Source organism: Clostridium manihotivorum, from assembly GCF_004015185.1.
Classification (GTDB): Bacteria; Bacillota; Clostridia; order Clostridiales; family Clostridiaceae; genus Clostridium_AR; species Clostridium_AR manihotivorum.
Map to the genome: position 1 here is coordinate 3,617,256 of NZ_CP025746.1, position 22,822 is coordinate 3,640,077.

General features: G+C 30.9%; 21 protein-coding genes and 1 other annotated feature. Of the genes, 4 read left to right on the forward strand and 17 right to left on the reverse strand.

Annotation, left to right across the window (positions count from 1 at the left end):
• Positions 1 to 71: 71 nt before the first annotated feature.
• Genes C1I91_RS16365 through C1I91_RS16380 form a run of 4 tightly spaced genes read right to left on the reverse strand, consistent with a single transcriptional unit; the run spans position 72 to position 3,051 of the window.
• Positions 72 to 947, reverse strand: a complete 876-nt coding sequence (locus C1I91_RS16365) for a cysteine ABC transporter substrate-binding protein (protein ID WP_128213819.1) — start codon at positions 945 to 947, stop codon at positions 72 to 74.
• A 19-nt stretch (positions 948 to 966) separates the two neighbouring features.
• Positions 967 to 1,707 (reverse strand): amino acid ABC transporter ATP-binding protein, encoded by a 741-nt coding sequence (locus C1I91_RS16370; protein WP_275051624.1) that lies wholly within the window; start codon positions 1,705 to 1,707, stop codon positions 967 to 969.
• A gap of 20 nt (positions 1,708 to 1,727) precedes the next feature.
• A complete protein-coding gene (locus tag C1I91_RS16375; protein ID WP_128213820.1) occupies positions 1,728 to 2,405 on the reverse strand; it encodes an amino acid ABC transporter permease in 678 nt (225 codons plus the stop codon).
• A complete protein-coding gene (locus tag C1I91_RS16380; RefSeq protein WP_128213821.1) occupies positions 2,386 to 3,051 on the reverse strand; it encodes an amino acid ABC transporter permease in 666 nt (221 codons plus the stop codon). Before C1I91_RS16380 ends, C1I91_RS16375 begins: the two co-directional genes overlap by 20 nt.
• A gap of 443 nt (positions 3,052 to 3,494) precedes the next feature.
• Here C1I91_RS16380 and C1I91_RS16385 point away from each other — a divergent pair, with 443 nt between their 5' ends.
• Entirely contained in the window at positions 3,495 to 3,812 is a 318-nt protein-coding gene (locus C1I91_RS16385; RefSeq protein WP_128213822.1) for a DUF6483 family protein, read from the forward strand.
• Positions 3,813 to 3,880: 68 nt separating this feature from the next.
• On the opposite strand, the gene C1I91_RS16390 is transcribed toward C1I91_RS16385, so the two are convergent.
• The gene (locus tag C1I91_RS16390; protein WP_128213823.1) at positions 3,881 to 4,156 is read right to left on the reverse strand and encodes a phage holin family protein; all 276 of its coding nucleotides are present in this window, start codon (positions 4,154 to 4,156) and stop codon (positions 3,881 to 3,883) included.
• Between the two features lie 487 nt (positions 4,157 to 4,643).
• On the opposite strand from C1I91_RS16390, the gene C1I91_RS16395 reads away from it, so the two are divergent.
• Complete coding sequence (locus tag C1I91_RS16395; RefSeq protein WP_128213824.1) at positions 4,644 to 5,030, forward strand: SatD family protein; 387 nt, start codon at positions 4,644 to 4,646, stop codon at positions 5,028 to 5,030.
• Here C1I91_RS16395 and C1I91_RS16400 read toward each other — a convergent pair whose 3' ends face one another.
• The 7 genes from C1I91_RS16400 to C1I91_RS16425 form a co-directional block, all read right to left on the reverse strand.
• Positions 5,031 to 5,912 (reverse strand): DUF3307 domain-containing protein, encoded by an 882-nt coding sequence (locus C1I91_RS16400; RefSeq protein ID WP_128213825.1) that lies wholly within the window; start codon positions 5,910 to 5,912, stop codon positions 5,031 to 5,033.
• A gap of 30 nt (positions 5,913 to 5,942) precedes the next feature.
• Entirely contained in the window at positions 5,943 to 6,707 is a 765-nt protein-coding gene (locus C1I91_RS16405; protein WP_164880562.1) for a SatD family protein, read from the reverse strand.
• 204 nt (positions 6,708 to 6,911) lie between these two features.
• Positions 6,912 to 7,739 (reverse strand): MBL fold metallo-hydrolase, encoded by an 828-nt coding sequence (locus tag C1I91_RS16410; protein WP_128213827.1) that lies wholly within the window; start codon positions 7,737 to 7,739, stop codon positions 6,912 to 6,914.
• A gap of 372 nt (positions 7,740 to 8,111) precedes the next feature.
• Complete coding sequence (locus C1I91_RS16415; RefSeq protein WP_128213828.1) at positions 8,112 to 8,813, reverse strand: SIMPL domain-containing protein; 702 nt, start codon at positions 8,811 to 8,813, stop codon at positions 8,112 to 8,114.
• 240 nt (positions 8,814 to 9,053) lie between these two features.
• Positions 9,054 to 10,229 carry an MFS transporter gene (locus C1I91_RS16420; RefSeq protein WP_128213829.1) on the reverse strand — a complete coding sequence of 392 codons (1,176 nt, stop codon included), beginning with the start codon at positions 10,227 to 10,229 and terminating at the stop codon, positions 9,054 to 9,056.
• A 412-nt stretch (positions 10,230 to 10,641) separates the two neighbouring features.
• The gene (locus tag C1I91_RS29425) at positions 10,642 to 10,773 is read right to left on the reverse strand and encodes a hypothetical protein (protein ID WP_275051625.1); all 132 of its coding nucleotides are present in this window, start codon (positions 10,771 to 10,773) and stop codon (positions 10,642 to 10,644) included.
• Positions 10,774 to 11,305: 532 nt separating this feature from the next.
• A complete protein-coding gene (locus C1I91_RS16425) occupies positions 11,306 to 12,469 on the reverse strand; it encodes a S53 family peptidase (protein WP_128213830.1) in 1,164 nt (387 codons plus the stop codon).
• A 623-nt stretch (positions 12,470 to 13,092) separates the two neighbouring features.
• Between C1I91_RS16425 and cooS the strand changes: the two genes are divergently transcribed.
• Positions 13,093 to 15,225, forward strand: a complete 2,133-nt coding sequence (cooS, locus tag C1I91_RS16430; protein WP_128213831.1) for an anaerobic carbon-monoxide dehydrogenase catalytic subunit — start codon at positions 13,093 to 13,095, stop codon at positions 15,223 to 15,225.
• A gap of 461 nt (positions 15,226 to 15,686) precedes the next feature.
• Here the strand turns inward: cooS and C1I91_RS16435 are convergent, their stop codons facing one another.
• The 3 genes from C1I91_RS16435 to C1I91_RS16445 form a co-directional block, all read right to left on the reverse strand.
• Positions 15,687 to 16,976, reverse strand: coding sequence for a helix-turn-helix domain-containing protein (locus C1I91_RS16435; protein WP_128213832.1), 1,290 nt, complete (start codon positions 16,974 to 16,976; stop codon positions 15,687 to 15,689).
• 208 nt (positions 16,977 to 17,184) lie between these two features.
• A complete protein-coding gene (locus C1I91_RS16440; protein WP_205694223.1) occupies positions 17,185 to 17,382 on the reverse strand; it encodes a hypothetical protein in 198 nt (65 codons plus the stop codon).
• Between the two features lie 492 nt (positions 17,383 to 17,874).
• On the reverse strand, positions 17,875 to 18,720 hold the full coding sequence (locus C1I91_RS16445; protein WP_128213834.1) for a methyl-accepting chemotaxis protein: 846 nt from the start codon (positions 18,718 to 18,720) through the stop codon (positions 17,875 to 17,877).
• 747 nt (positions 18,721 to 19,467) lie between these two features.
• Here C1I91_RS16445 and C1I91_RS28580 point away from each other — a divergent pair.
• A complete protein-coding gene (locus C1I91_RS28580; protein ID WP_205694224.1) occupies positions 19,468 to 20,079 on the forward strand; it encodes a hypothetical protein in 612 nt (203 codons plus the stop codon).
• 72 nt (positions 20,080 to 20,151) lie between these two features.
• On the opposite strand, the gene serS is transcribed toward C1I91_RS28580, so the two are convergent.
• Entirely contained in the window at positions 20,152 to 21,429 is a 1,278-nt protein-coding gene (serS, locus tag C1I91_RS16455; RefSeq protein ID WP_128213835.1) for a serine--tRNA ligase, read from the reverse strand.
• A 233-nt stretch (positions 21,430 to 21,662) separates the two neighbouring features.
• Positions 21,663 to 21,862 (reverse strand) — a binding site (T-box leader).
• A 189-nt stretch (positions 21,863 to 22,051) separates the two neighbouring features.
• Complete coding sequence (locus tag C1I91_RS16460; protein ID WP_128213836.1) at positions 22,052 to 22,819, reverse strand: SDR family NAD(P)-dependent oxidoreductase; 768 nt, start codon at positions 22,817 to 22,819, stop codon at positions 22,052 to 22,054.
• Positions 22,820 to 22,822 lie beyond the last annotated feature (3 nt).

A 22,822-nucleotide genomic window follows, 5' to 3' on the forward strand; every position in this document is an offset into this window, starting at 1 on the left:
CAAACAAAGGAGGTGTACTTTCTTATAAATTAAAGAAAGGCAGTTGATATCAAATACCAACTGCCTAGACATTAATTTAATTTGCCGCCTTCAATTACAAGATTATCAGGACTTACTGAGTCACCATAAACTGGCTTTAAAGTATCCTCATATGCTTTATGAATGAAGTTTTCTTTTCCTAGATTTTCAAGCTCTTTGTTTATCCAATCTAAAAGTTCCTTGTTTCCTTTTTTAACTGCTGGTGCTATAGTATCTTGACTTCCTAAAGTTGGAACACCAACTGTAAACCCTTTGTTATTTTTTGCCCAAGCTAATACTTCTGTGTTATCATGAGCTAAAGCAGCTCCACGTCCATCCTTAAGAGCTTCAAAAGTTTCTGTGTTTTGGTCATATTTTAGTAATTCTATATTTGGATAGTTCTTCATGAAATAAGCTTCTGCTGTTGTCCCCTTGTTTACTATAAGCTTCTTGCCCTTTAATTGATCCACAGAAGTTATAAGAGCTCCATCTGGTGATACTATTCCAAGAGAAACCTTCATGTATGGATTAGCAAAATCTACTTTTTGCTTTCTTTCATCTGTAACTGTAAAGTTAGCCATTGTTATATCAACTTTATTTGATTCTAAAACTGAAACTCTTGCAGCTGCCTCAACCAATACAAATTCAACCTTTGATTCATCACCTAAAAGATCTTTAGCAAATCTCTTAGCTATTTCAACGTCAAAACCTTGATTCTTACCATTAGAATCAACATAACCAAAAGGTGGTTTATCGCTGAATACACCAATTCTAATCTTACCACGTTTTTTAATATCTTCTAATGAACTTGAAGCTGTTGATGTTTTACCTTTATCATCTGATGTAATAGCTTTACTACATCCAACAAAGCTTCCAACTAACAATGTACTTGCTATAACTGCTGCTAAAACTTTCTTTATGTTTTTCATTATAAATCTTCCCCCAATTTTAATATTCAAATATATTTAGAAAGTGCTGTGCACGTTCTGTCTTTGGATTTTCAAAGAATTCTTCTGGTTCAGCAACTTCACAAATACTGCCAGAATCAATAAATACAATTTTGTCAGCTACTGCACGAGCGAAGTTCATTTCATGAGTAACTATAGCCATAGTCATGCCTTGCTTAGCCAGCTCCAATATAACATCTAATACTTCCCTTACCATTTCTGGATCTAAAGAAGCTGTTACTTCATCAAAGAGCATAACTTCTGGATTCATGCAAAGTGCTCTTACAATTGCAATTCTTTGCTTTTGACCACCTGAAAGCTGTCTTGGATAAGCATCCATTCTATCAAGTAGACCAACTCTACTAAGAAGTTGTTTTGCCTGTTCCAAAACCTCATTCTTATCTCTGTTTTGAACCTTAGTAGGTCCTAGAAGTATGTTTTCGATAACAGTCATATGCGGAAACAGTTCGTAATTTTGAAATACCATTCCTATCTTTTGCCTTACCTCTTGCCATTTTACATTCTTATCTGTAAGAGACATTCCTGATAATTTTATGTCTCCTCCTTGAATAGGCTCAAGTCCGTTTAAACATCTAAGAAGAGTGCTTTTCCCACATCCTGAAGGTCCCAAAACAACCACAACTTCACCTTTATGAATATCTAAACTAACATTATTCAATACTTTTTTATTTTCATACTCTTTATATAAGCCTTTAATCTCAAGCAATACTTCATTATTCATCTTATCTATGATAATCACCCCTAATTATTCCACTTTGCTTCAAGTCTTTTTGATATCAATGAAAGAGGATAGCAGATTATAAAATATAGTATAAACACTATTCCGTATACCCAAAAAGACGCTGTTGGAACGGTAAATCTTGCATTCTCTATAATTTGTTGTCCAACTTTTACGACTTCAACTACTCCTATAAGCACAACTAACGATGTAGTTTTTACCATTCTGGTAGCTAAATTAATTGAACCTGGTAGTAACCTTCTCACTGCCTGTGGTATTAATATATATCTATAGAGCTGAATATAAGTTAAACCTAAGGCTTTACCAGACTCTAACTGATGCTTAGGTAAAGATTCTAGTGCTCCTCTGACGATATCACTCATTTCAGCTGCTCCCCATAGACTAAATACAAATATAGCCACAAATTCTCCATCTAACTGAATATTTAGTGCAGCAGTTACTCCAAAATGAAGTATAAATAACCATACAAGTGTAGGTATTATTCTAAAGATTTCTAAATAGAGTCTAAATACAAACCTTACTATTTTTGATTTTGTAGTTCTTAATAGTCCGAATATTATTCCTAATATGGAGCCAATAACTATTGATATAAATGCAATTCTAGCTGTTACAAGTAAACCGCCTAGAAGCCTCAACATATTGTTACCATCAAAAATCGCATTAATTACCGAATTCTGCATATCTTACCTTCCTTTCAAGCCATGTCAGAAGAAGGGACAGAGGCAATAGTATTATTAAGTAAGAAACTACTAACATAAGTAAAGATTCAAAGGTTTGATAATAAAGTCCAATTAAATCCTTTGTTACGTTCATAAGATCCACGATTGCTATAGCACTAAATATCGAAGTTTCCTTCAAAAGAAAAATACAATTTGCACCTATAGCTGGTACACTTACTGAAAATGCCTGAGGAAGTATTACATACCTAGCTAATTGATATTTTGAAAGTCCAATACTGAGTCCTGACTCAATTTGACTTTTACCTACAGCTTCTATACCGCCTCTAAAAGCTTCAGCCATATAACTTCCACCTAAAAAAGATAATCCAATAATTGCACAAGAAGTTTCACTTAATTTAATTCCTAACTTTGTTAACCCATAATATAGGAAAAAAAGTTGAATTAATAATGGAGTGTTTCTTGAAAGCTCAATATAAGCTCTTACAACAACATCTAATACTTTCACTTTATAGTAAAGTATTACTGAACAAATAAGTCCTATTAAAATTGATGCCAATATACCCCAAAAAGCTAGTTTCACAGTAAGCCAAGCTGCTTTTTCGTATAAAGGCAAATTACTAGATATAAATTGCCAATTAATATTCATGGATATACCACCTTTAAAAACTCTGAAAATTCAAATAAATTACTATTCCTATTTGTTTTATAAGTTATTTATCCTATTATATGTACGATTTGTTAAAAGTGTCAATAATACTACAGAATCATTTTGTTAAAAAATATACTAATCAATTATTTTTTTGTTAATTATTTAACGCAAAATCGAACAATTTACAATATTTCCATCCAAATACATGTACTTTTATCATTTATTATTATGAATTTATCATTTTTAAATTATGCATTAAGTACCCACATATCGATAGAAATTGATATATTTTAACCATTTTTGCATGAAATAGGTTCTGGTAATTTCATTAATTACTTACTTCAATATTTATGATAGAATATAGTTTATGATAAAACTTTTATTTGCCTATATTTCTACTTAATAAAAGTTACGATTACATACTGGTAGGTGGTGTTTTTATGGCGTTTTTTAGAACTAAAAAGGATGATGAGAAACAACTAAAAGCTTTTGATGGATCTGATTTTAACAATATGGGTTCAGCAGATTTACTTCAGTTATTATTAAAGAAATTGATTCTTGAAGGTAATTATAATAAGGCTGAAAATTTAATATTTGAAGAATTGGAGAAAAATAAATCTAGAGTTATAAAGGATACAGCTATTGATTTTTACAATACTCTACTTGGAAAATCTGATGAAGATTTAATTTCTAACAATTTTTCTCGAGAAGAAGTTCTTCAAGGCTTAGAGGATATTAACTCTATGCATTTTGAGTAAAAACAAAAAGGTTCACTAAAGTGATTTTCTTTAGTGAACCTTTTTTTTACACATCTGCATTCTTCTAATTATTTCTTATTTTTATCATCTTCATCTCTATTTACAGTTTGTTTAATTAGTTGATTGCTTAAAACAGCAAGTCCTGCTGAAACTATGCCCTGAAAAACCGCAAGAGCAGTAAATCCTTTTTGCAAGGTAATGGATCCAATTATTCCTATAATAATCAATATCCAAGGTATTAACCAATCTTTAACCTTAGGCGTAGACTTCAAGCACATTCCGATTACGTACAATGCAGCAACTAGTATCATTAATTGCTCTGGAACAAACTTTTCTAAATCCATAAAAGCCCTCCCCTTTTTTACTAAATCCTCTTACCCTATCTTTAAACATGGAATATAAAATTTCGTATTAATTGTTTACATAATCTCATCTTAGAATCTTATTACTAGCCACTTAAATTTAACACTGTACTTAACAAAACTTTTCTTAAAAATATACTAACATATATTGGAATCAGAAACAATATAGACCATATAATATTTACATTGTAACATATCTTTTTATGAATTATAGATGTCTCAAATCTACATTTTTCAATTGTCCTTTCATAAATCAGATGGACTTGTAAATTAAATTTCGAACTGAAGACATCTTTACTAGCTTCAAAATGGTTTTTCATGTATTGGTACATAACTAATGATATATCATATAATACATTATAAAATTCTAAGCTAAAAGTTGCTGTTATAATGACAACTTTATGACAGTTGTCATTTAAAAGACAACTCTCTAATACTAAATGGTTATAAAATATTTAAAGGAGGAACTATGAATTATATAACTTTAATATTTGATCTAAAAGATTCTAGAAATATAGAAAATAGAGATGAACTACAAAAAATGTTAATTAATTCTATAAAAACTTGTAATGAACTATTTGCTAACATAATAGCCTCTCCTTTTTTAATAACCTTAGGAGATGAGTGGGAGGGTTTACTGTTTGAAAATTCTGATTATAGTAAAATAATCAACTTTTTTCGCGATGCTTTACCTGAAAACATTGATTTTTATACTGGGGTAGGAATTGGAGCAGTATCTATTCATAATTTTGAGCTTACAGTTAATCAACTTGATGGACCATCTTTCCATCTTGCTAGAAAAGCAGTTAAATACGCAAAAAAGAATAATTGCTCTGTGAGTATATTAATAAATTGATTACTTTAAAAATAAGCTTCTAACTATAACGCCACCTGTTAGAGCAGACATAAAACTTATAAATGTACCAATAATAAAATATTCTGCAAAGCTATCATTAGATAATTTCTTAAGTCGAGCTACTGATTTTGCAGTAAGTACAAATCCAATCATGGCAGGATAATTTATAACAATGCTAATTAAAATCAAGATTCTTTCTAATATACCAATTATAAATCCACCATTCTTTGCTTCAGAAAGTGCTATTTTAATTATATTGCCATTTTCGTCAATTATATTCTTTCCCAAGCCATCGTCATTGATAAGCTTATTTTTATTCCCGATTATATAATTCACGAAAATTTTTATAAATATTCCTACAGCCCAAGTACAAATAAAAAACACCATTACAGTAATCAAAAGTTTTTCAGTGAGTGTGAACCCGTTAGGATAATTTATGAGTTTATACTTCAATACATTTAATAGATTTGCAAAACTGAATTTATAAATAATTGCACTAATAGAAACTATATGAAACACTTGATCTAACAGGAATATCCACACATTATTTTTACTGCTTGTCCTAAACAAATAAATGACAGATTTTGTTTCATCAATTACAAAATGAATCAACCCTATTATTACTACCATCCAAAATGATATATATATTGGATTATTTTTTAAATACTGTGTAATAATTAGGATAATATATAAGCCTACTAAATGCAAAAAGGTATGAATCATATTACCTTTTATTGTCTTTAACAATATGTTTTTACGAAAAATATCTCTTCCATCTTCTTTACAAAAAGGAAATCTATCATTACGGATAAACTCAAATTGTAATACAAAGTCAAAAATAATATGGCTTAATAGGGTTACTAGTAGTAACTCAATATTCATAACAAAATACTCCTTATTTAAAACTCATTATTATTTGAAAACAGCTACATACTTATTTAGAAGGCTTTTTACAACTTCCTTGTTATGAATACTTAAGAAATAGTTAGAAGCTGCTAATTTTCTAGATATACTTGATCTTGTGTAGCCAGGGTAAGCTTTTTCAATCTCAGAATAAGACCCGAAGGCTTCGTAAAGTCTAATTATTTGTTTTTGCTTGTCAGTAGTATTATTTTCAATCATTTCATTATTTTGAATTAATGTATTTATAAGGTCTAGTAATTCTAAACAATCCTCATCAGCTGTTACCGCAACCTCTAATTCTCCTATAGAATACTCATTGTAAGTTTCATTTTGAATTCTATTACTGGTAGTGGAAGGTCCATTTATTATAATCTTACAATCTTTTGTATAAAGTTGCTTATTGTAAAATGTATTTGTAGCCTTTGCAGATATCAAGGCATTTCTAGCATAAATGAATGCTTCTCCATCCATTTCTCTTGTATCATCAGATTCTTTAGTACTAATTTTTCCTATACCTATTCCACAATAAATTTCAATATTGTATTTTAAAAGGAAGGTTTTTATAAGCAAAAAAATGTCATAACTTCTTTTTACATCTCTTAATACAAGTTGCCATTCATCCCCTAAGGTAAAAGTTATAGGAGCTACAAATATATTTTTATAGTCTTCATACAAGGTTATGAAGTAATTTTTTAATTTTTCTTGAATTTCCACTCTGTTAGTAAGCTCCCTAGATCCTACAATATCCATATTTATTACGCTATATATAGACATACATAAAAACCCCTTCCTATTGCTACACATTCTCTAGTTATAATTATACCTAATTTTACCTATAGTAAACAATAATTTAGTTTATCATTTATTGGACAATTGCCTTTTAAAGCTGTACCACTTTAACCAGAAAGCTACTTTCAATTCGCCTTTGGGTTCAGAGAGTAAAATTAAAAATACAAGTTCTAGTATGAAGCGGTACATTTACTTAACAAATTTACCTTGTTCAGGAATCACCTCTTCATCAAATTTTTTTACCAATTCCTCTAAGTACGGTTCAATATCCTTTTTGCTCATTGGGCTACCATGACTTGGTATTATAATCTCCGGCTTTAAATCAGCTAATACCTTCACTGAATTTTTTGCATCTTCCCAGTTGGTTGTCAAATAAGCAGGTGGTCCATTAACGTCTTTATTTTGTATAAGAACTGAACTTAAGGATTCTTGCTTTAATGTTGTGAAGGCATCCCCAACTATAAGTGCTCTATCTCTTTCTCTAAACAGAGATATATGTCCAGGTGTATGCCCAGGGGTGTGTACCCACCTCCACTCCGAAAGATTTGGTACAGTACCATCTTCAGGCAATATTTTCACCTTATCACCTAGATCAATTGCTTGAATAGGAAAATATTGAGACATCTTAGCAACAAGCCCATCATCCACTGATGGGTCTCCTTTCGGATAATCTTCCTTCCCAGTAAGAAATGGTATCTCAAGTTTATGAGCGTAAACAACCACTTGCCACAATTCACTTAAATACCTAACTGATCCAATGTGATCAAAATGTCCGTGTGTCAAAATAATGCATTTAGGTTTATTGCCTTTTCCATAATATTTCTCTGCTATCTCTATTATTTCTTCAGCAGAACTTTCTAACCCTGTATCGATAAGCACCCACTCTTTGTTAATATTATTGACATTACCTATCAAAACTGCATTAACTATCTTAAATCTAGCAACTATAATATCTTCTGTAACTTGCTCACTGGATGAACTTAAATCGGCTACCTTATTTAAAATTTCAGTTATCATCTTTCTCCTCCTAGACTTAAGTAAAATTAGAGTAAATTATAACTTTTGTTATTTTAACTTTAATGCCTTATTTTAATTCTAATTGCGTTCTCATATAGCATCTCCTTCATAAACACTTAATTTCAAGAATATTCTTAAACAAAGTCTAATTCTAAAAATATGCTATATATAGTTTTCTATCATAAATATTTTTACACATTATAATAAAAATACACCTAAATACTATAAAGCATTTAAGTGTATTATTTTAATCTGCATCTACCTTCCATAATATACGGAAGAAGATATAACAGGTCTAAGCTTTATTTTTTTGTATCCCCTTAAAAACTATTCTAATCCCCAGAAATCACCAGGTTTAACATCATTAAAACCTTATACTTTCTTATAAAGTAGAAATACTGCTTCCACAGTTGCAGATACTTTGTTCTCTCCGGTTTCAATAGGTGTAGTTGCTAAAGTGGCTTTAAAGGCAGGCCCGTTGGCATTCATGCTCATCTCACTGGTTTGCTCTACTATCTTTATAGGTATTATATCCACTTTTACACCTAACTTTGAGGCAATAGTGATAGCTTTACTCTGTGCATCTTCAACCGCAAGCTTCAGAGCCTCTGAATAAAAAAGAGAGGAGTCGTTTATGGTAAAACTTATGTTTCCAACATTATTTACACCTTTTTCTACTGCAGCATCTATAATCATACCTATGTTATTAATGTCTCTAATTGTTACTCTAATTAAATTTCTTACCTCATATCCTCTAAATACCTGTTTTCCATCTACATAGTCATATTTGCTATTGATTGTATAGCCTTCAGTCTTTAAATCCTTACTAAGAACGCCTAAGTTCTTTAAAGTTTCTATAACCTGTGCAGTTATAGTCGCATTCTCTTTTTGAGCAGTTTGTACTTTGTCGTTTTCTGTAATTACCCCTAGTACAATTTCTGCAGTATCAGGCATTACTTTTATTACTCCAGTGCCTGTCACCTTTAAAATATTGTTGAGTACTCCTATATCGTCTATTCCATTTACATAATTATACCTACTAGAAAAAACACCGCCATACCCTTCAGGATACATATCTTCACCTTCAAAAATTATTTAAAAGATACATTCATAAAAATATCTTTACTAATCTTTTTATACTATGCATGAAGGAAATAAATGTTTCACTTTAATCAAGACTCTTCTGCTTTAATTAAAGGCTCTGTTGAAATACCGTGTGGAAATTAATTGGTCAGTGATCCGATGCTTTAATGACCACTTAATTTACACAAAAATCTTAAGCATAGCTTAATTATAAAAGTAGTGTGAAGTAATTTATCTCTTTTTAATGATAAAGCAGCTTATTATGGACATCACTGATGCTATGAAAGCTATTAATTCAAAAGAAGTCTTCAGAGAATATAAGTCGCCTATTTTACCAATCAGTGGGAATATAACTATCATGTAAAAACTGAATATCATACTCCCCATTGATAAGATGGTTGCTCTTTTGTCAGATGGTATCAATTTATTGATATAATCACCTACAGCAACAAAAACCAGTGATTCCAAGGCGCTAATGATCATAAAGAAAATATAGTAGTATTTGCTAAGAGCTGCTCCCCATATAGCTATAGAAATTATTATAGGAATAACTAGTATTATCCCAACTTCCCCAATCTTCTTTTCTATTCTATAAGCATGAGCTCCGACTATAGCCGCTCCAAGAGAAGACATTGCTAGTATTATTCCTATTTTATCTTGTGACATTCCATTTCCCAGAAGATAGTTCTGAAAGTAAAAGAAAATGCTAGTATTAAACATTGAAATAGCTTCCATAAAAATTATTAAGAAAGCAATCCTTTTAGTGGTAAAAATTATTTTAAAGCTTTCAATTACCTGTTCCTTAATTACTTTTATGCTCTTATGTCCTTTTTCTAAATCCATTTTCGGCTCAGTAAAAGAAAAGCAATGAACTATATTAATTACAGTTACAATTGCTGTTGCCATGTAGGCATAGCTATAGTCATACTTAGCTAATAATCCGCCTATAATCAATCCTCCTGTACTTGCTACCTGCATTATTAATTCATTTATTCCTGATATCTTCATGTAGCTATTTTCTTCCTTAAGTTCAATTAAGGAATCGTAAACTAATGCATCTCCTGCTCCCGATTCTAAATTGTAAGAAATAGCTGATATAATAAAACCTATAGAAAGTCCTAAGAAGTTATTGGCAAATATCATTATTACCGATGACACAAGTGATAATACACGTCCACATATTCTGCTTACCTTTCTTCCCCATATATCCGCTACTGCTCCTGTAGGTATTTCCATAAAAAATGATGTTAAATGAAAGATTCCTTCTATGAGTCCAAGTTCCGTTAATGATAAACCTTTTGAAGCTAGATATATCATCCATATGCCGTTTGTAAAAGTAAAATCAGTAAAAAACGTAAATATATAATTTTTTGTTATATTTTTTCTTAATTTATCTCTATAATTCATATCAAATTCTCCTAACCAAATTAAAATCTTATAATTTTTTTAATGCCATCACATCTGAAAAAATTTAATTTTAATAGCTCGCCTTATGTCACCCCTTGTAGAGACTATAAATTCTAGAATGCTTTTTAAAATTTTACCCTAACTAAAAAGTAAAAAATCCTCTAGCATGAAACTGCCAAAGGATTTTTTAAAAATTAATCTATATCTATAAGTATCCAACTTCAACTATTAATTTATTTATCCCAGCTAATCCCAAGAAACGGCATTATCGAGCATACATAAATTAAGTTTTCGTAAATGATACTTATATATATTCAAGTAAATTAATATATATATTAACTTAAATATATAAAAATCCCAGGCAAGTTATCTAGCCTGGGTAAAGTTTCATTTTATATTATAAGGCAAGATATCACATTCCTTTTAGAATCATATTCAATTTTGGGCAGACTTGTCCCTTGGACCCAAAATTAACATGTGTAATCCCAGATAAAGACATAGGTAATCTATCTAGAATTGTATTATCTAAAAAGAAACATTTCATATCCTTCACCTCCGTTTATACTAAGTCTTTTATATATTAGCATATTTATGCAATCTAGTAAATACATGTTTATCAAAATGTAGAAAATTTAAAAGGCAGATGCGCAAAAAATTCGCTAAAGAAGAACGCTTTAGCGTTTTTATTTTCTTTTTTAATATATCTTTATATAGTCCTTTATAACCCTTAATAAAAACAATTACTCAATATTATCAAAAATAAAAAATAGATTATGTCGCCTGCCAGAATTTCTTCACATTCGTTCAGAAAAGGCAGATGCGCAAAAAATTCGCTAAAGAAGAACGCTTTAGCGTTTTTATTTTCTTTTTTAATATATCTTTATATAGTCCTTTATAACTCTTAATAAAAACAATTACTTAATATTATCAAAAATAAAAAATAGATTATATCGCCTGCCAGAATTTCTTCACATTCGTTCAGAAAAGGCAGATGCGCAAAAAATTCGCTAAAGAAGAACGCTTTAGCGAATTTTTATAGCTATATCTATTTCTTATATTCCTTGAAAACTTATACCTTACTTAGCGCTTGTTAGGAGATTATTTACCTTAGGACTTCCTAGCCCTGTAACTAAATCATAACCTGTCTTTGCGCTGTATCCACCATTTGATCCAGACTTAACATCGTTAAAGTTTGTAGTGTATCCTGTACTTCCTGCTGTTCCAGCTACACTATATAATTTGCTTATTGCATCAAAGCTTGTATAGTTTGCCCCTCTATTTTGATTTAATAAAGCTATAACACCTGCCACAGAAGGTGAACCTAAGCTTGTACCACCAACGACAAACCATCCAGATTGTCCATTGTCCTTAGTGCTGCTATAAACCGAAGCTCCTGTGCTTGGATCCGCAACCCAAGATATATCTGGATCTCCTCTATATGATCCAACAACGCTTGTCCAATTACTTTGGTAAGTTGGTCTTGAATAGTAGCTGCTAGTATCTCCGCCTGAACCTGACCATGCAGTTTCACTTAAATAGTTACCTGCTGAATCAAGATTTAAGGTTGTACCACCTACGGATAAAACATAAGGAGAGCAAGCTGGCCACTCAGAACCTGCACCGTCATCTCCTGAAGAAGCTAAATAGGTAACACCAGTATGCTTGAAGTGTGTGTCATATGAAGATTCTCCAGAGAATTCACCGCCACCCCAGCTATTGGATACAACTTGAGCCCCATTCGAAGTTGCATAATCTATAGCTGCTAACAAATCAGAGTCACTGGCTGTTTTTGCAACTACTAAAAGTATCTTAGCTCCAGGAGCTATAGCATGTGCCCACTCAACATCCATTGCAGTTTCAAGAGCCCATCCTCCATCTGTAGTTGATGGTTTACCAGTTGGATAAGCTATTGAAAGATTCGCTTGAGCTAGTCCAAACTGACTAGAAAATACTGATAAATCATTTTGCATAGTTGGACTTCCGTATGCATCAACTATGGCTATAGTCTGTCCAGCTCCTGTAGCTGACACTTTATCAACTCCATAAGCCTTTCTGATTTGTGCAGGCGAATATCCAGCTGTAGCTAATGTACCTGCTTTCTTGATTTTCATGAGTGGCTTAGCCTCCCATGAATTTTGATGAATTGCTTTTTCCGCATTTTTCACCAGATTGTTGGTTGGCAGCAATGCAGTTGCAAGGATTAAGCTTACTGCCATGAAACTTTTTAATGATTTGTTCATAATAATGAACCCCCTTTTTATTTATTCCTACATAACATCTTCATTAATCCTTAAATACAAATAAGATGTTATGGTAGATAACTCTGAAAACATTATAATTTTTAGCCCCAAAAATAATTTATGTAAACAGATTAAATTATATATGTTAATTAATTAATTATAAGGTACCACCACTGCGTCAATTGCTGTTAATATGTATATATTATACATATTAGTAACTATATTGTATACAGTATTTTCTAGTAAATTGTCAATTTCACAAAATATAAATGTATACGATTGTAGAACTATACCTATCAAGCTATTTATTAAAGAAACTATAGTCTTATTGTAAAAGTTCGTTAAAATATCCTTCTCTCAATAATTATATTTTATATAGTTACCTTCCAATCGTATAAAAAAACTAAAATACGAGTGACTTCTATTCTATTGCTGTATATACTGAATATTTATTCTAAATCTTTTAATAATTTAGTTTAGCTAACACAAAAGTATTAAACTTTCCTATACAGTAAAAAACTATTATTTGTCACACTTCTATATCAAAAGATGAATATTTTGTATTTTTAAAACACAATCTATATATTGAAATTTTACTCAAATAATACTTAGGAGGAACCGCAATGTCAGACAAGGAAATTAAGGACTCTTTTGAAAATGCCGCAAAAACCATGAGAGGTGATAACACTACTTTTGGCACTAAACTGACAAATGAACATTCAAATGACCCAAATACTCATGAAGACATACATAATCGTATAAAAATAGACTATGACAAGATTGAAAAATCACCAGAAGGTGAGGCGCTTCATAAGTGGCAAAGAGATCATGTGGCAAAAGGTGATCAGTCAAAAGAAGGTTACCCATTAAATGTAATCATAGACCCAGCTATGAGAGAAATGTACCAAGCTGTTCACGATGCAGGAATGACTAATGTATTTGATAGATTTAGTCAACAGCAACCAATTCAATGTAAATTCTGTATAGAAGGCTTATCTTGCCAACTTTGTGCAAATGGCCCTTGTAGAATAAGTGATAAAGTACCTCGTGGAACTTGCGGCGTGGATGCACATACTATGGTAGCTAGAAACTTTGTATATAGACATGTAACTATTGGTACATCTGCTAATGTATTTCACTGTCATCAAGCTGCCAGAACTTTAAAAGCTGCTGGTGAGCATCCTGAAAGCGGATTAAAAATCAGGGATGCTGATAAGCTAAAAAAATATGCAGATATGGCTGGACTTGATGCAAATCAGCCTATAGATAAATTAGCTGTGGCTTTTGCTGATTGGGTTATAAACGATATCCACTCACCATATCACATAGAATCAAAAACAGTTGAAGCTTTTGCACCTACTAAACGAAAAAAATTATGGAGAGATTTAGGTTTATTCCCTGGTGGAGCATACAGTGAGGTCGGCTATGCGCAAACAAGATGTATGACAAACTTTAATTCGGATCCTGTTGAATTCTTGTTAAACAGTATTAGATTAGGTATCGCCAATGAATATCAAGGACTATTTTTACTTGATATCATTCAAGAAATACTCATGGGTACTCAAGAAATTGCCCATAAGAAGCAAAACATGGGCTTACTAAAAGAAAATATGATTAATATAGTTACTAATGGTCATATGCCACTACTATCTCACGTTGCCATAGACTTAGCTTCTACTGATGAATGGCAACAAAAGGCTAAGGATGCAGGTGCTGAGGGAATCCAGATATTAGGCCACGTATGTGAAGGTCAACAACTCATGAACTATCAAGGAACTCATAACCAACCTGGATATGGCGGTCAAGAAGGTGAATGGTTATCTCAAGAATACTTACTTGCAACTGGTGTAGTTGATATGTTTATGTTTGATTATAACTGTACTGTTCCAACTATGCCACTTTTTGCAAAACGCTTTGGAACAAAACTATTAAGTACCCATCCAGTAATTAAACTTCAAGGTACAGAAACTCTTGACTTTATACCTGAGAAAATGAAAGATCAAGCAGAAAAAGCTCTTAACTTAGCTATAGAAGCCTTTACAAAACGTAAATCAGAAAATAAAAAGATATACATACCATCACACACTTCTGATTGCATGGTAGGATTTAGTACAGAATCTGTAAGAAATGCATTAGGCGGAAGCTTTGATCCTCTTATAGAACAAATAGCAAATGGTAACATAAGAGGAATAGCAACAATAGTAGGATGTACTACTGCAAGATATGGTCAAGGAGGAAGTAACATATTTAAGATAACCAAGGGACTAATAGAAAATAATATTTTAGTACTTTCAGGTGGTTGTACCTCTTCCGTTATGGAATATACAGGACTTACAGATCCTAAAGCAGCTGATGAATGTGGCGAAGGCTTAAAAGCTGTATGTAAACAACTTGGAATACCACCTGTATTATCTTACGGTGCTTGTGTTGATATAGGAAAAATGACTCACACTGCAAAAGAGCTTGCAGATGCATTAGGTGTTGACACTAATAAACTTCCTCTTGTAATTGGCGCACCTGAATATCTTGAACAGAAAGCTGTTGCTGATGCTTGCACTGCTGTGGCTTTAGGTTGGTTAGTTCATGTAGCACCAGTTCCGTCTATAACTGGCAGCGACGTTGTTGTTAAAACCCTAACCGAAACAACTGAATCCTTAGGACTTGGTAAAGTTGTTGTAGAATTAGATGCAGAAAAAACAATTAAGATATATGTAGATCATATAGAAAAGAAACGTAAAGAATTGGGATTAAATTAAAAATAAACATATATCTATAATGGTAAGCACCTTCACTAAAATGAAGGTGCTTTAAAAAAGGAGTTCTATGAAAAAAACTTTACATTATTATTTTATTATTTTAATGTGACAATTTTATGTCAAAATTTTCATTTAGGTATATTAATTACAATAGTCATTTACGAGTATATTATTTAAGACCATATTGTATAAGGAATTAGTATAGTTTATACTTTTTTAGCGCATCTGACTTTTCTGAAAGTATGTGAATAATTTCTGCCAGCCGACATAATTTTATTTTTTACTGTTTAATTTAAATAGCTACTCCTAAGCCTTGATCTCGCTAAGTTTAGATATTCAAAAATTTTATACTTTACATCAAAAAAGCACCCTCGAATACACGAAGATGCTTTTAAAAGGAGATCATGAAAAACTCTACATTTTGAATTATATATTTATTCTGTGTCATTTTTATGTCAACTCTATTGATTTTCAAAAATTTCTTCTAACTCCTTTAGTAATTTTATGGATTCTTTTTCGTTACCTTGACTTATATAAATCTCCACAAGGTTACATAGAGCAAACTCCTTGCCTTCACTTTTATTATATTTTTCAAGTACCTTTAGAAAAAACATTGAGGCTTCTTTTAATCTTTCTAAATCTCCTAGGGATTTAAATACTATAGCTAATTCTTTGTATGTAGAAAATAGACTTGCAAAGTTTTTTACTTGTTCTGATATATTCATAGCTAACTCCAAAATCATTATGCTTTCATCTACTAAGCCTTGAGCAAAGAAGATTTTTGCTTTTGTACACAGTGTTTTAGGACTCAATACTTTATCAGTTCTAATTTCTAATCTTTGAGCAAGGTTTATATATTTCAAACTTTCTTGTATATTAGCTATATTGTAATAATAATCTGCTAGATCATTAAATACTTCTATTAGTAATAAGTTGTTTCTATCTTCTATTAAATCTATTAGATATAGGTATTTAATTACCGCCTCTTTCTTTTTACCACTGTAATATAATTCTCTAGTCTTCAGAAATATAATATTCACTCCAAGGTTAAAATCTGTATTTACTAAACCATCCTCATCTGAAATATATTTATCTATTATTTTTAGACTTTCATTATGTAATTTTATATTTGAGTATGCTTTAGCTAAATTATAAGCTACTTCAATAATCTGTTTTTCCATCATTTCCTTATGAGCGTAGAAAATAGCTTGATTAAAATAAAATATGGCTTCTTCGTACTCTCTTCTATTAAGCTTTGAAATTCCCATTTGGTTATAAACATAGCTTTGTTCATCTATTTCCTTTAATTCTTTCAGCTTTCCTAATGCATTGCTATACTTCTCAAAAGCAATTTCATAGTTTCCTTCATTAAAATACTTATCTGCATCTTTTTTATATGCCTTCATAGCAATAATATCCAGTTTAAAATCAAAGGATATCTTTAGCAATTCTTCATATTTATCATGACTTATCTCCTTTGCTAATTCACTTTCACAGTAAATCTTCGCATCTTCATAAGGTTTCCTTGAAAAATATTCATCATCTAAGTTTATCTGCACTCCAAGTTGTTTTGCTTTGTCATTAAACTTCTTAGCTAGTAGCATAGAACTATTGGAGCTTACTTTACGCTTACCACTTTCCATCATACTTATAAAAGCTCTAGTCATATTCTTACCTTCTAATTCTATTTGGTTCATATGAAGTTTTTTTCTTATGGTTTTTATTTTTTCACTAGGATCATAGAATTTCAATTCGATCACCTCAAAATTAATATAATTAACTTCTGCACACACCTATATAATTTTTACCCAGCTCTCTTTCCGAATATATGAAAAGACTTAGCAGTGGAATATATTTTATCTTTCATTATACTTTGCCAAGACCTTGTCATTCATAACTGTTTATATAAAATGAACTACTAGGGATAAAGCGCTAACCCCTTACCCCTATTTAATTAGGCTAATATCTCAACTTTTCTTTAAAGTCCCATCTTTCTGGTATATACTTATTTAGTTCTATTCCTCTACCTATTAGTATTTCTTTAATCTTTTTCGAACCATATCCAGTCCTCATTCTTACCGCATTTAAGGTACCATACTTTTCATATAAATATAGTATTTTTTCGATATCATAGACCTTTTCTTTTCTTGACAACATATTCACCTCTTTTTGAAATGTGTTAATAAAGATTATGCTTTAAACTACATCTCTTAAAGAACTATTAAAAATACTTAGTTCTATTAAACCGGTGTGAATCTATTTTTTATGTCATGTTACACTATAAATCTTCGTGAATAACACTATAAAGTTACATAAAGTCAACTTGTATCTTTATAGCAAGGAACTAATACTGCAGTAAAAGTAGTATGACATTCTATATATTATATTTAAGTTGTTTCCATATTATTAAGACTTTGGCTTACTAAACTTATATTTATTTTCATATACTTATAAAAAGTTTATTAGGATTACATGTTACTGCTGATTTAGCCAATAAAAATTTTTATACTTTGTAAGTGCTTTAGTCATGATAGACAATTCCTAGACATTAAAAAAGGGAAGCTTTTTATAAAGCTTCCCAATACTATTCAATTTGATTTAGTTAAAATATTTTATATCCCTTAATTTATAAGAAAAAACACTTGTTTTTTATCCAATTACATTATTAGCTGAATCTTTAAGAATCTTTGCTGAAGAAGCCAATTCTTTAATAGTTGCAGAAATTTCTTCTGTAGCTCCTGCTTGAGCCTCACTTATACCAACAGATTCGTCAATTTTTTCGGCTATCTGAGACATCTTACTTTTTATTGTTTCAAGTATACTCTGAATATCTTTTATACTTTTAGCAGTATCATCAGCCATTTTACGCATTTCTGAGGCTACTACTGCAAACCCTCTCCCTACTTCCCCTGCTCTAGCAGATTCAATAGATGCATTTAAAGAAAGTAAATTTGTATTTTTCGATATTCCCTGTATAAATTCAATTATTCCTTTTGTTTGTCCAATACTTCCTTCAATTTCATTAGAAAGACTGCTTAATGTAAGCTGTTGACTTGCTAAGCTTTCTGCATTTTTCGCTAAGTCTTCCACTGCAGTAAAAGTTTGTTCTGTAGAAGTAGAAACCAAATCTGCAATATTTATTAGCTGATTTCTATTCTCCAAGGCTATACCAAGGCCAAGGCCACCTATAATTTTTCCGTTACCATCTCTTATAGGTACCGCAGAAGCCTTAAAAGAAAAGCCAAATGTTTCTTTTGGTACAATTACCTCTTTTGGCTGTCCACTTTTTATCGCTAAGTATATTGCATCATCATGTGGAATAGCCTTCCCTATAATGTCACCAGGCATTTTAATTTTTTCTCCAGGTATAGTACAAAGAAACTTTTCAGTATCAGTAATTCCTATAGTACAATCAATCGGTACTAATTTCTGCAACAACGTAGCATAGTTTATAAAAAAGTTTAAAATTTCTGACGTTTCTTGATGTATCTTCAAAATACATACCTCCCACTTATCTTAAGTTATATCATAATTTTCTTTAACTAATGCATTCAAATTTTATTACATCTTTATTATCGTATTTATATATATTAACTTCACTATATTATTAGTATTTATATAAACTATACTATTTACTCTTATCTTTTATAGTAGCCTTAATTAATTTATAAACAAATATACTTGATAAAACTATCCCAATAACATAACACATTAATCTCATTACTTTTATCTCCCTCAATTTTTATTTTGGCTATCTAAAAGAATAATGCTGAAGTGAATATTTTTTTACAAAATATACTGTAATATTTAAAAAAAGTACTTAACTGATATAATAGTACTATCATTATATTATTGTGTATAAAATACCGTACCTATATAATTTATTTTCACCACTTCTTTAACAATAAAAACTTCTAATATTGTCCTAGTGTTCGTGAATTTTTACAGCAGCAAAATATTTTATTAATTCCTTTCCTTTAAAGTTGAAATTAGGTATAAATTCTCATATCCCAGTCATATTCATTGTAATGTAGCAAATATTCAGATAATGTTATGCGATTTTAGACATCAATAACTTCATATCCATAAAACTCCTCAATTTATTAAATTGTGTGCACCACTTCGTAATAAAATTTATATTTTCAAATTTTCCTATCAGATCCAGAAGAGTTTTGAAAATAGATTTTTAATCGAAGTAGTACATCTTTAAATGAGAAATATTAAATATGAAAGGTGATATGAATGAAAATTAGTAAAAAAGACGATATCCTGAAACTATATGAGGAAGGCTTTAATATCGAAGAGATAGTAGAAAAAGGCTATGGTAAAAAATACGTTAAACAAGTTCTTAAAAAGGCTATCTTATGTGAACCTATCCCTGAAGAAAACTTACCACTATGCCCAGAACCAGAACTAGAATCTGGTATTCCAGAATCCATAAATTCTAATATCTCTAACCAAGAAGCGATAGATCAAATAAAAGAAATTCTTCAATTGTTAGAAGATGCTGAAACCAATTCAGTAAATATAGATATTAGTATATCTATACAGAAAAAAGTACAGAAACATGAAAATACTGAAGTAATTGCATCTGCTTCAACTAATGATATTGACCTTGTAGATTCTAAAGATAAGTGTATTTGCGATTTAAAAGAAAAATCAAGTTCAAGCCCTATTGATGAACTTAAGTCTTTAGATAAAGAAGATTTAGAAAAAAAGCTTAATGCTCTAAAGCAGAAAGAGTTAATTGAACTAATAAAGTCTTCAAGCTTTGACATAAGTGAAAGCTTATATAAAAAAAGGAGCAAAAAAACTCTTATTAGTTATATAATTGAAAAGCTACCTTCTCTTTGAATAAGCCTTACTAAAAAATGTACGTCCACTTATATGAAAAGGTTCGCTGAAGATATCTTCAGCGAACCTTTTTTATTTTATTACTTTCATACCGCCCATATATGGTTGCAATGCTTCAGGTATATTTACTGAACCATCTTCGTTTAAGTTGTTTTCTAAAAACGCTATTAACATTCTTGGTGGTGCAACAACAGTGTTATTTAAGGTATGTGCAAAATACTTACCATTTTCACCATCTACACGGATTTTTAATCTACGGGCTTGCGCATCTCCTAAGTTAGAGCAGCTTCCTACCTCAAAATATTTCTTTTGTCTAGGTGACCAAGCTTCAACGTCTACAGATTTAACCTTCAAATCTGCAAGATCGCCTGAACAGCATTCTAAAGTTCTTACAGGAATATCCAATGAACGGAATAGATCTACAGTATCCTTCCACAATTTATTGTACCAAGTCATGCTATCTTCTGGCTTACATACAACAATCATTTCTTGTTTTTCAAACTGATGTATTCTATATACTCCTCTTTCTTCTATTCCATGAGCTCCTTTTTCTTTTCTAAAACAAGGAGAATAACTTGTCAAAGTATGAGGAAGTGATGCTTCAGGTAATATTGTATCGATATATTTACCTATCATAGAATGTTCACTTGTTCCTATTAGATATAAGTCTTCACCTTCTATTTTATACATCATTGCATCCATCTCTGCAAAGCTCATAACTCCTGTTACAACTTCACTACGAATCATGAAAGGAGGAATACAGTATGTAAATCCTCTATTTATCATAAAATCTCTTGCATAAGATATTACAGCTGAATGAAGTCTAGCTACATTTCCCATTAGGTAGTAGAATCCATTACCAGCAACCTTTCTAGCACTATCAAGATCTAACCCATTTAATCTTTCCATTATTTCAGCATGATATGGAATCTCGAAATCAGGCACCTTTGGCTCACCAAAACGCTCAACTTCAACATTTTCACTATCATCTTTTCCTATAGGAACACTTGGATCTATTATGTTTGGTATAACCATCATTATATCTTTTACTTTTTTCTCAAGTTCTGATTCCTTAACTTCTAGCTCAGCCAAACGCTGTGAATTTGCAGCTACTTGTTTCTTCATCTCTTCTGCTTCTTCTTTTTTTCCTTGGCCCATTAATGCACCAATGCTTTTAGAAATTTTATTTCTATTTGCTCTTAAAGAGTCTGCTTCTGTCTTTGCATTTCTTAGCTCAGCATCTAACGCTATAACTTCATCAACTAAACCTAACTTGCTATCTTGAAACTTATTTTTTATGTTTTGTTTAACAAGTTCTGGATTTTCCCTTACAAATTTTAAATCTAACATGATTTACCCTCCTAGTAGTTTGTATCTATTTATATATATATTGAAAGCATAAATATTAAAAATGAAAAAACATTTAAATATACCATTAAAAACCTTAGCTTTTCATAGGCTTAGGTAATGTAAAAGATTATACTTTCCTACGAAAAAGAAAGCTTCTTTTATTATACTTTGATGATTTTTGCCCCTCATGGGCTATTACCAAGCAGTAAAAAAACTTCCATCCCAAAAATATAAAATGGGACGGAAGTTATCCGCGTTGCCACCCAAATTGTTGATAAAAAATCAACCACTCGAAAAGTAATATAAAGGTTACCAACCTTCGATTTATCATCGACAGCTCCAAAAGTGGAAAGATTAATCCTTTCACCGATTTGCACCAACCATCGGCTCTCTAAAGAAATTCATAAATCGTAGCTTTTATAATCACTGTACATTAATATAAAATATTATGTTTAAATTATATATAATATTTTTGAAAGTTTCAAGTGAGAATATGTTTTTTAAATGTTTTTATTACATTCTATATTAATTTAATTATATTTTTTCTTATATAACCATAATTTATTCATATAGCTCCCACTTCGTAATAAAATTTTTATTTTTCAATCGAAGCGGTACAGTTCTATTTTTCTGCTAGGTTCTTCTGAGATTTAAAGTTCAGAGTACTAACTAAATTCTTAGGAAGTCTAATTAGTATTTTGTTAATTAAGCCTGGCACAATTAGTTTTTTATTCTTCATAAGTCCTTCATAACCACATCTAGCAACTTTAGCTGCCTCCATTGCTCCTGGGGCATCCTTCTTTCCTGCATTTTTAGTAAAGTTTGTTTTGGTAGCTCCTGGACAAAGTGTTGTAACTGTTATATTGTAAGGCTTAAGCTCTTTGTAAAGGGCTTCTGAAAGTGATAAAACATAGGCTTTAGTTGCGTAGTAAGTAGCTATAAATGGACCTGGAGAATAAGCACCAGTAGAAGCTACATTCATGATCTTTCCACTTCCTTGTTCCATCATTTCACTTATAAATAGTTTTGTTAGATGAGTTAATGAGGCTATATTTAGTTGTATCATCTTATAATCTTCCGAAGCATCCATCTGATGAAATAAACCTACTTTACCAGCTCCAGCATTGTTTACTAGTATATTTACTTTTATATTATTGTTTTTCACCTTTTGGAACACAGTTTCTGCTGCATTCTCCTTAGTTAAATCCTCAGATATTATAAAAACCTTTATTAGATATTTCTTTGATAGCTGATCTGATATCTCTTTAAGTTTTTCTGTACTTCTAGCTACTAGAACAAGATCATATTTTTTAGAAGCAAAAACTTCTGCAAGTTCATAACCAATTCCACTTGAAGCACCTGTTATTAATACCGTGTCATTATTAACCATTTA

What these genes read in the sequence shown, in the direction of transcription:
- C1I91_RS16365 (WP_128213819.1), bottom strand. Translation starts at nt 947, where the DNA reads ATGAAAAACATAAAGAAAGTTTTAGCAGCAGTTATAGCAAGTACATTG.
- C1I91_RS16370 (WP_275051624.1), bottom strand. Translation starts at nt 1,707, where the DNA reads ATGAATAATGAAGTATTGCTTGAGATTAAAGGCTTATATAAAGAGTAT.
- C1I91_RS16375 (WP_128213820.1), bottom strand. Translation starts at nt 2,405, where the DNA reads ATGCAGAATTCGGTAATTAATGCGATTTTTGATGGTAACAATATGTTG.
- C1I91_RS16380 (WP_128213821.1), bottom strand. Translation starts at nt 3,051, where the DNA reads ATGAATATTAATTGGCAATTTATATCTAGTAATTTGCCTTTATACGAA.
- C1I91_RS16385 (WP_128213822.1), top strand. Translation starts at nt 3,495, where the DNA reads ATGGCGTTTTTTAGAACTAAAAAGGATGATGAGAAACAACTAAAAGCT.
- C1I91_RS16390 (WP_128213823.1), bottom strand. Translation starts at nt 4,156, where the DNA reads ATGGATTTAGAAAAGTTTGTTCCAGAGCAATTAATGATACTAGTTGCT.
- C1I91_RS16395 (WP_128213824.1), top strand. Translation starts at nt 4,644, where the DNA reads ATGAATTATATAACTTTAATATTTGATCTAAAAGATTCTAGAAATATA.
- C1I91_RS16400 (WP_128213825.1), bottom strand. Translation starts at nt 5,912, where the DNA reads ATGAATATTGAGTTACTACTAGTAACCCTATTAAGCCATATTATTTTT.
- C1I91_RS16405 (WP_164880562.1), bottom strand. Translation starts at nt 6,707, where the DNA reads ATGTCTATATATAGCGTAATAAATATGGATATTGTAGGATCTAGGGAG.
- C1I91_RS16410 (WP_128213827.1), bottom strand. Translation starts at nt 7,739, where the DNA reads ATGATAACTGAAATTTTAAATAAGGTAGCCGATTTAAGTTCATCCAGT.
- C1I91_RS16415 (WP_128213828.1), bottom strand. Translation starts at nt 8,813, where the DNA reads ATGTATCCTGAAGGGTATGGCGGTGTTTTTTCTAGTAGGTATAATTAT.
- C1I91_RS16420 (WP_128213829.1), bottom strand. Translation starts at nt 10,229, where the DNA reads ATGAATTATAGAGATAAATTAAGAAAAAATATAACAAAAAATTATATA.
- C1I91_RS29425 (WP_275051625.1), bottom strand. Translation starts at nt 10,773, where the DNA reads ATGAAATGTTTCTTTTTAGATAATACAATTCTAGATAGATTACCTATG.
- C1I91_RS16425 (WP_128213830.1), bottom strand. Translation starts at nt 12,469, where the DNA reads ATGAACAAATCATTAAAAAGTTTCATGGCAGTAAGCTTAATCCTTGCA.
- cooS (WP_128213831.1), top strand. Translation starts at nt 13,093, where the DNA reads ATGTCAGACAAGGAAATTAAGGACTCTTTTGAAAATGCCGCAAAAACC.
- C1I91_RS16440 (WP_205694223.1), bottom strand. Translation starts at nt 17,382, where the DNA reads ATGTTGTCAAGAAAAGAAAAGGTCTATGATATCGAAAAAATACTATAT.
- C1I91_RS28580 (WP_205694224.1), top strand. Translation starts at nt 19,468, where the DNA reads ATGAAAATTAGTAAAAAAGACGATATCCTGAAACTATATGAGGAAGGC.
- serS (WP_128213835.1), bottom strand. Translation starts at nt 21,429, where the DNA reads ATGTTAGATTTAAAATTTGTAAGGGAAAATCCAGAACTTGTTAAACAA.
- C1I91_RS16460 (WP_128213836.1), bottom strand. Translation starts at nt 22,819, where the DNA reads ATGGTTAATAATGACACGGTATTAATAACAGGTGCTTCAAGTGGAATT.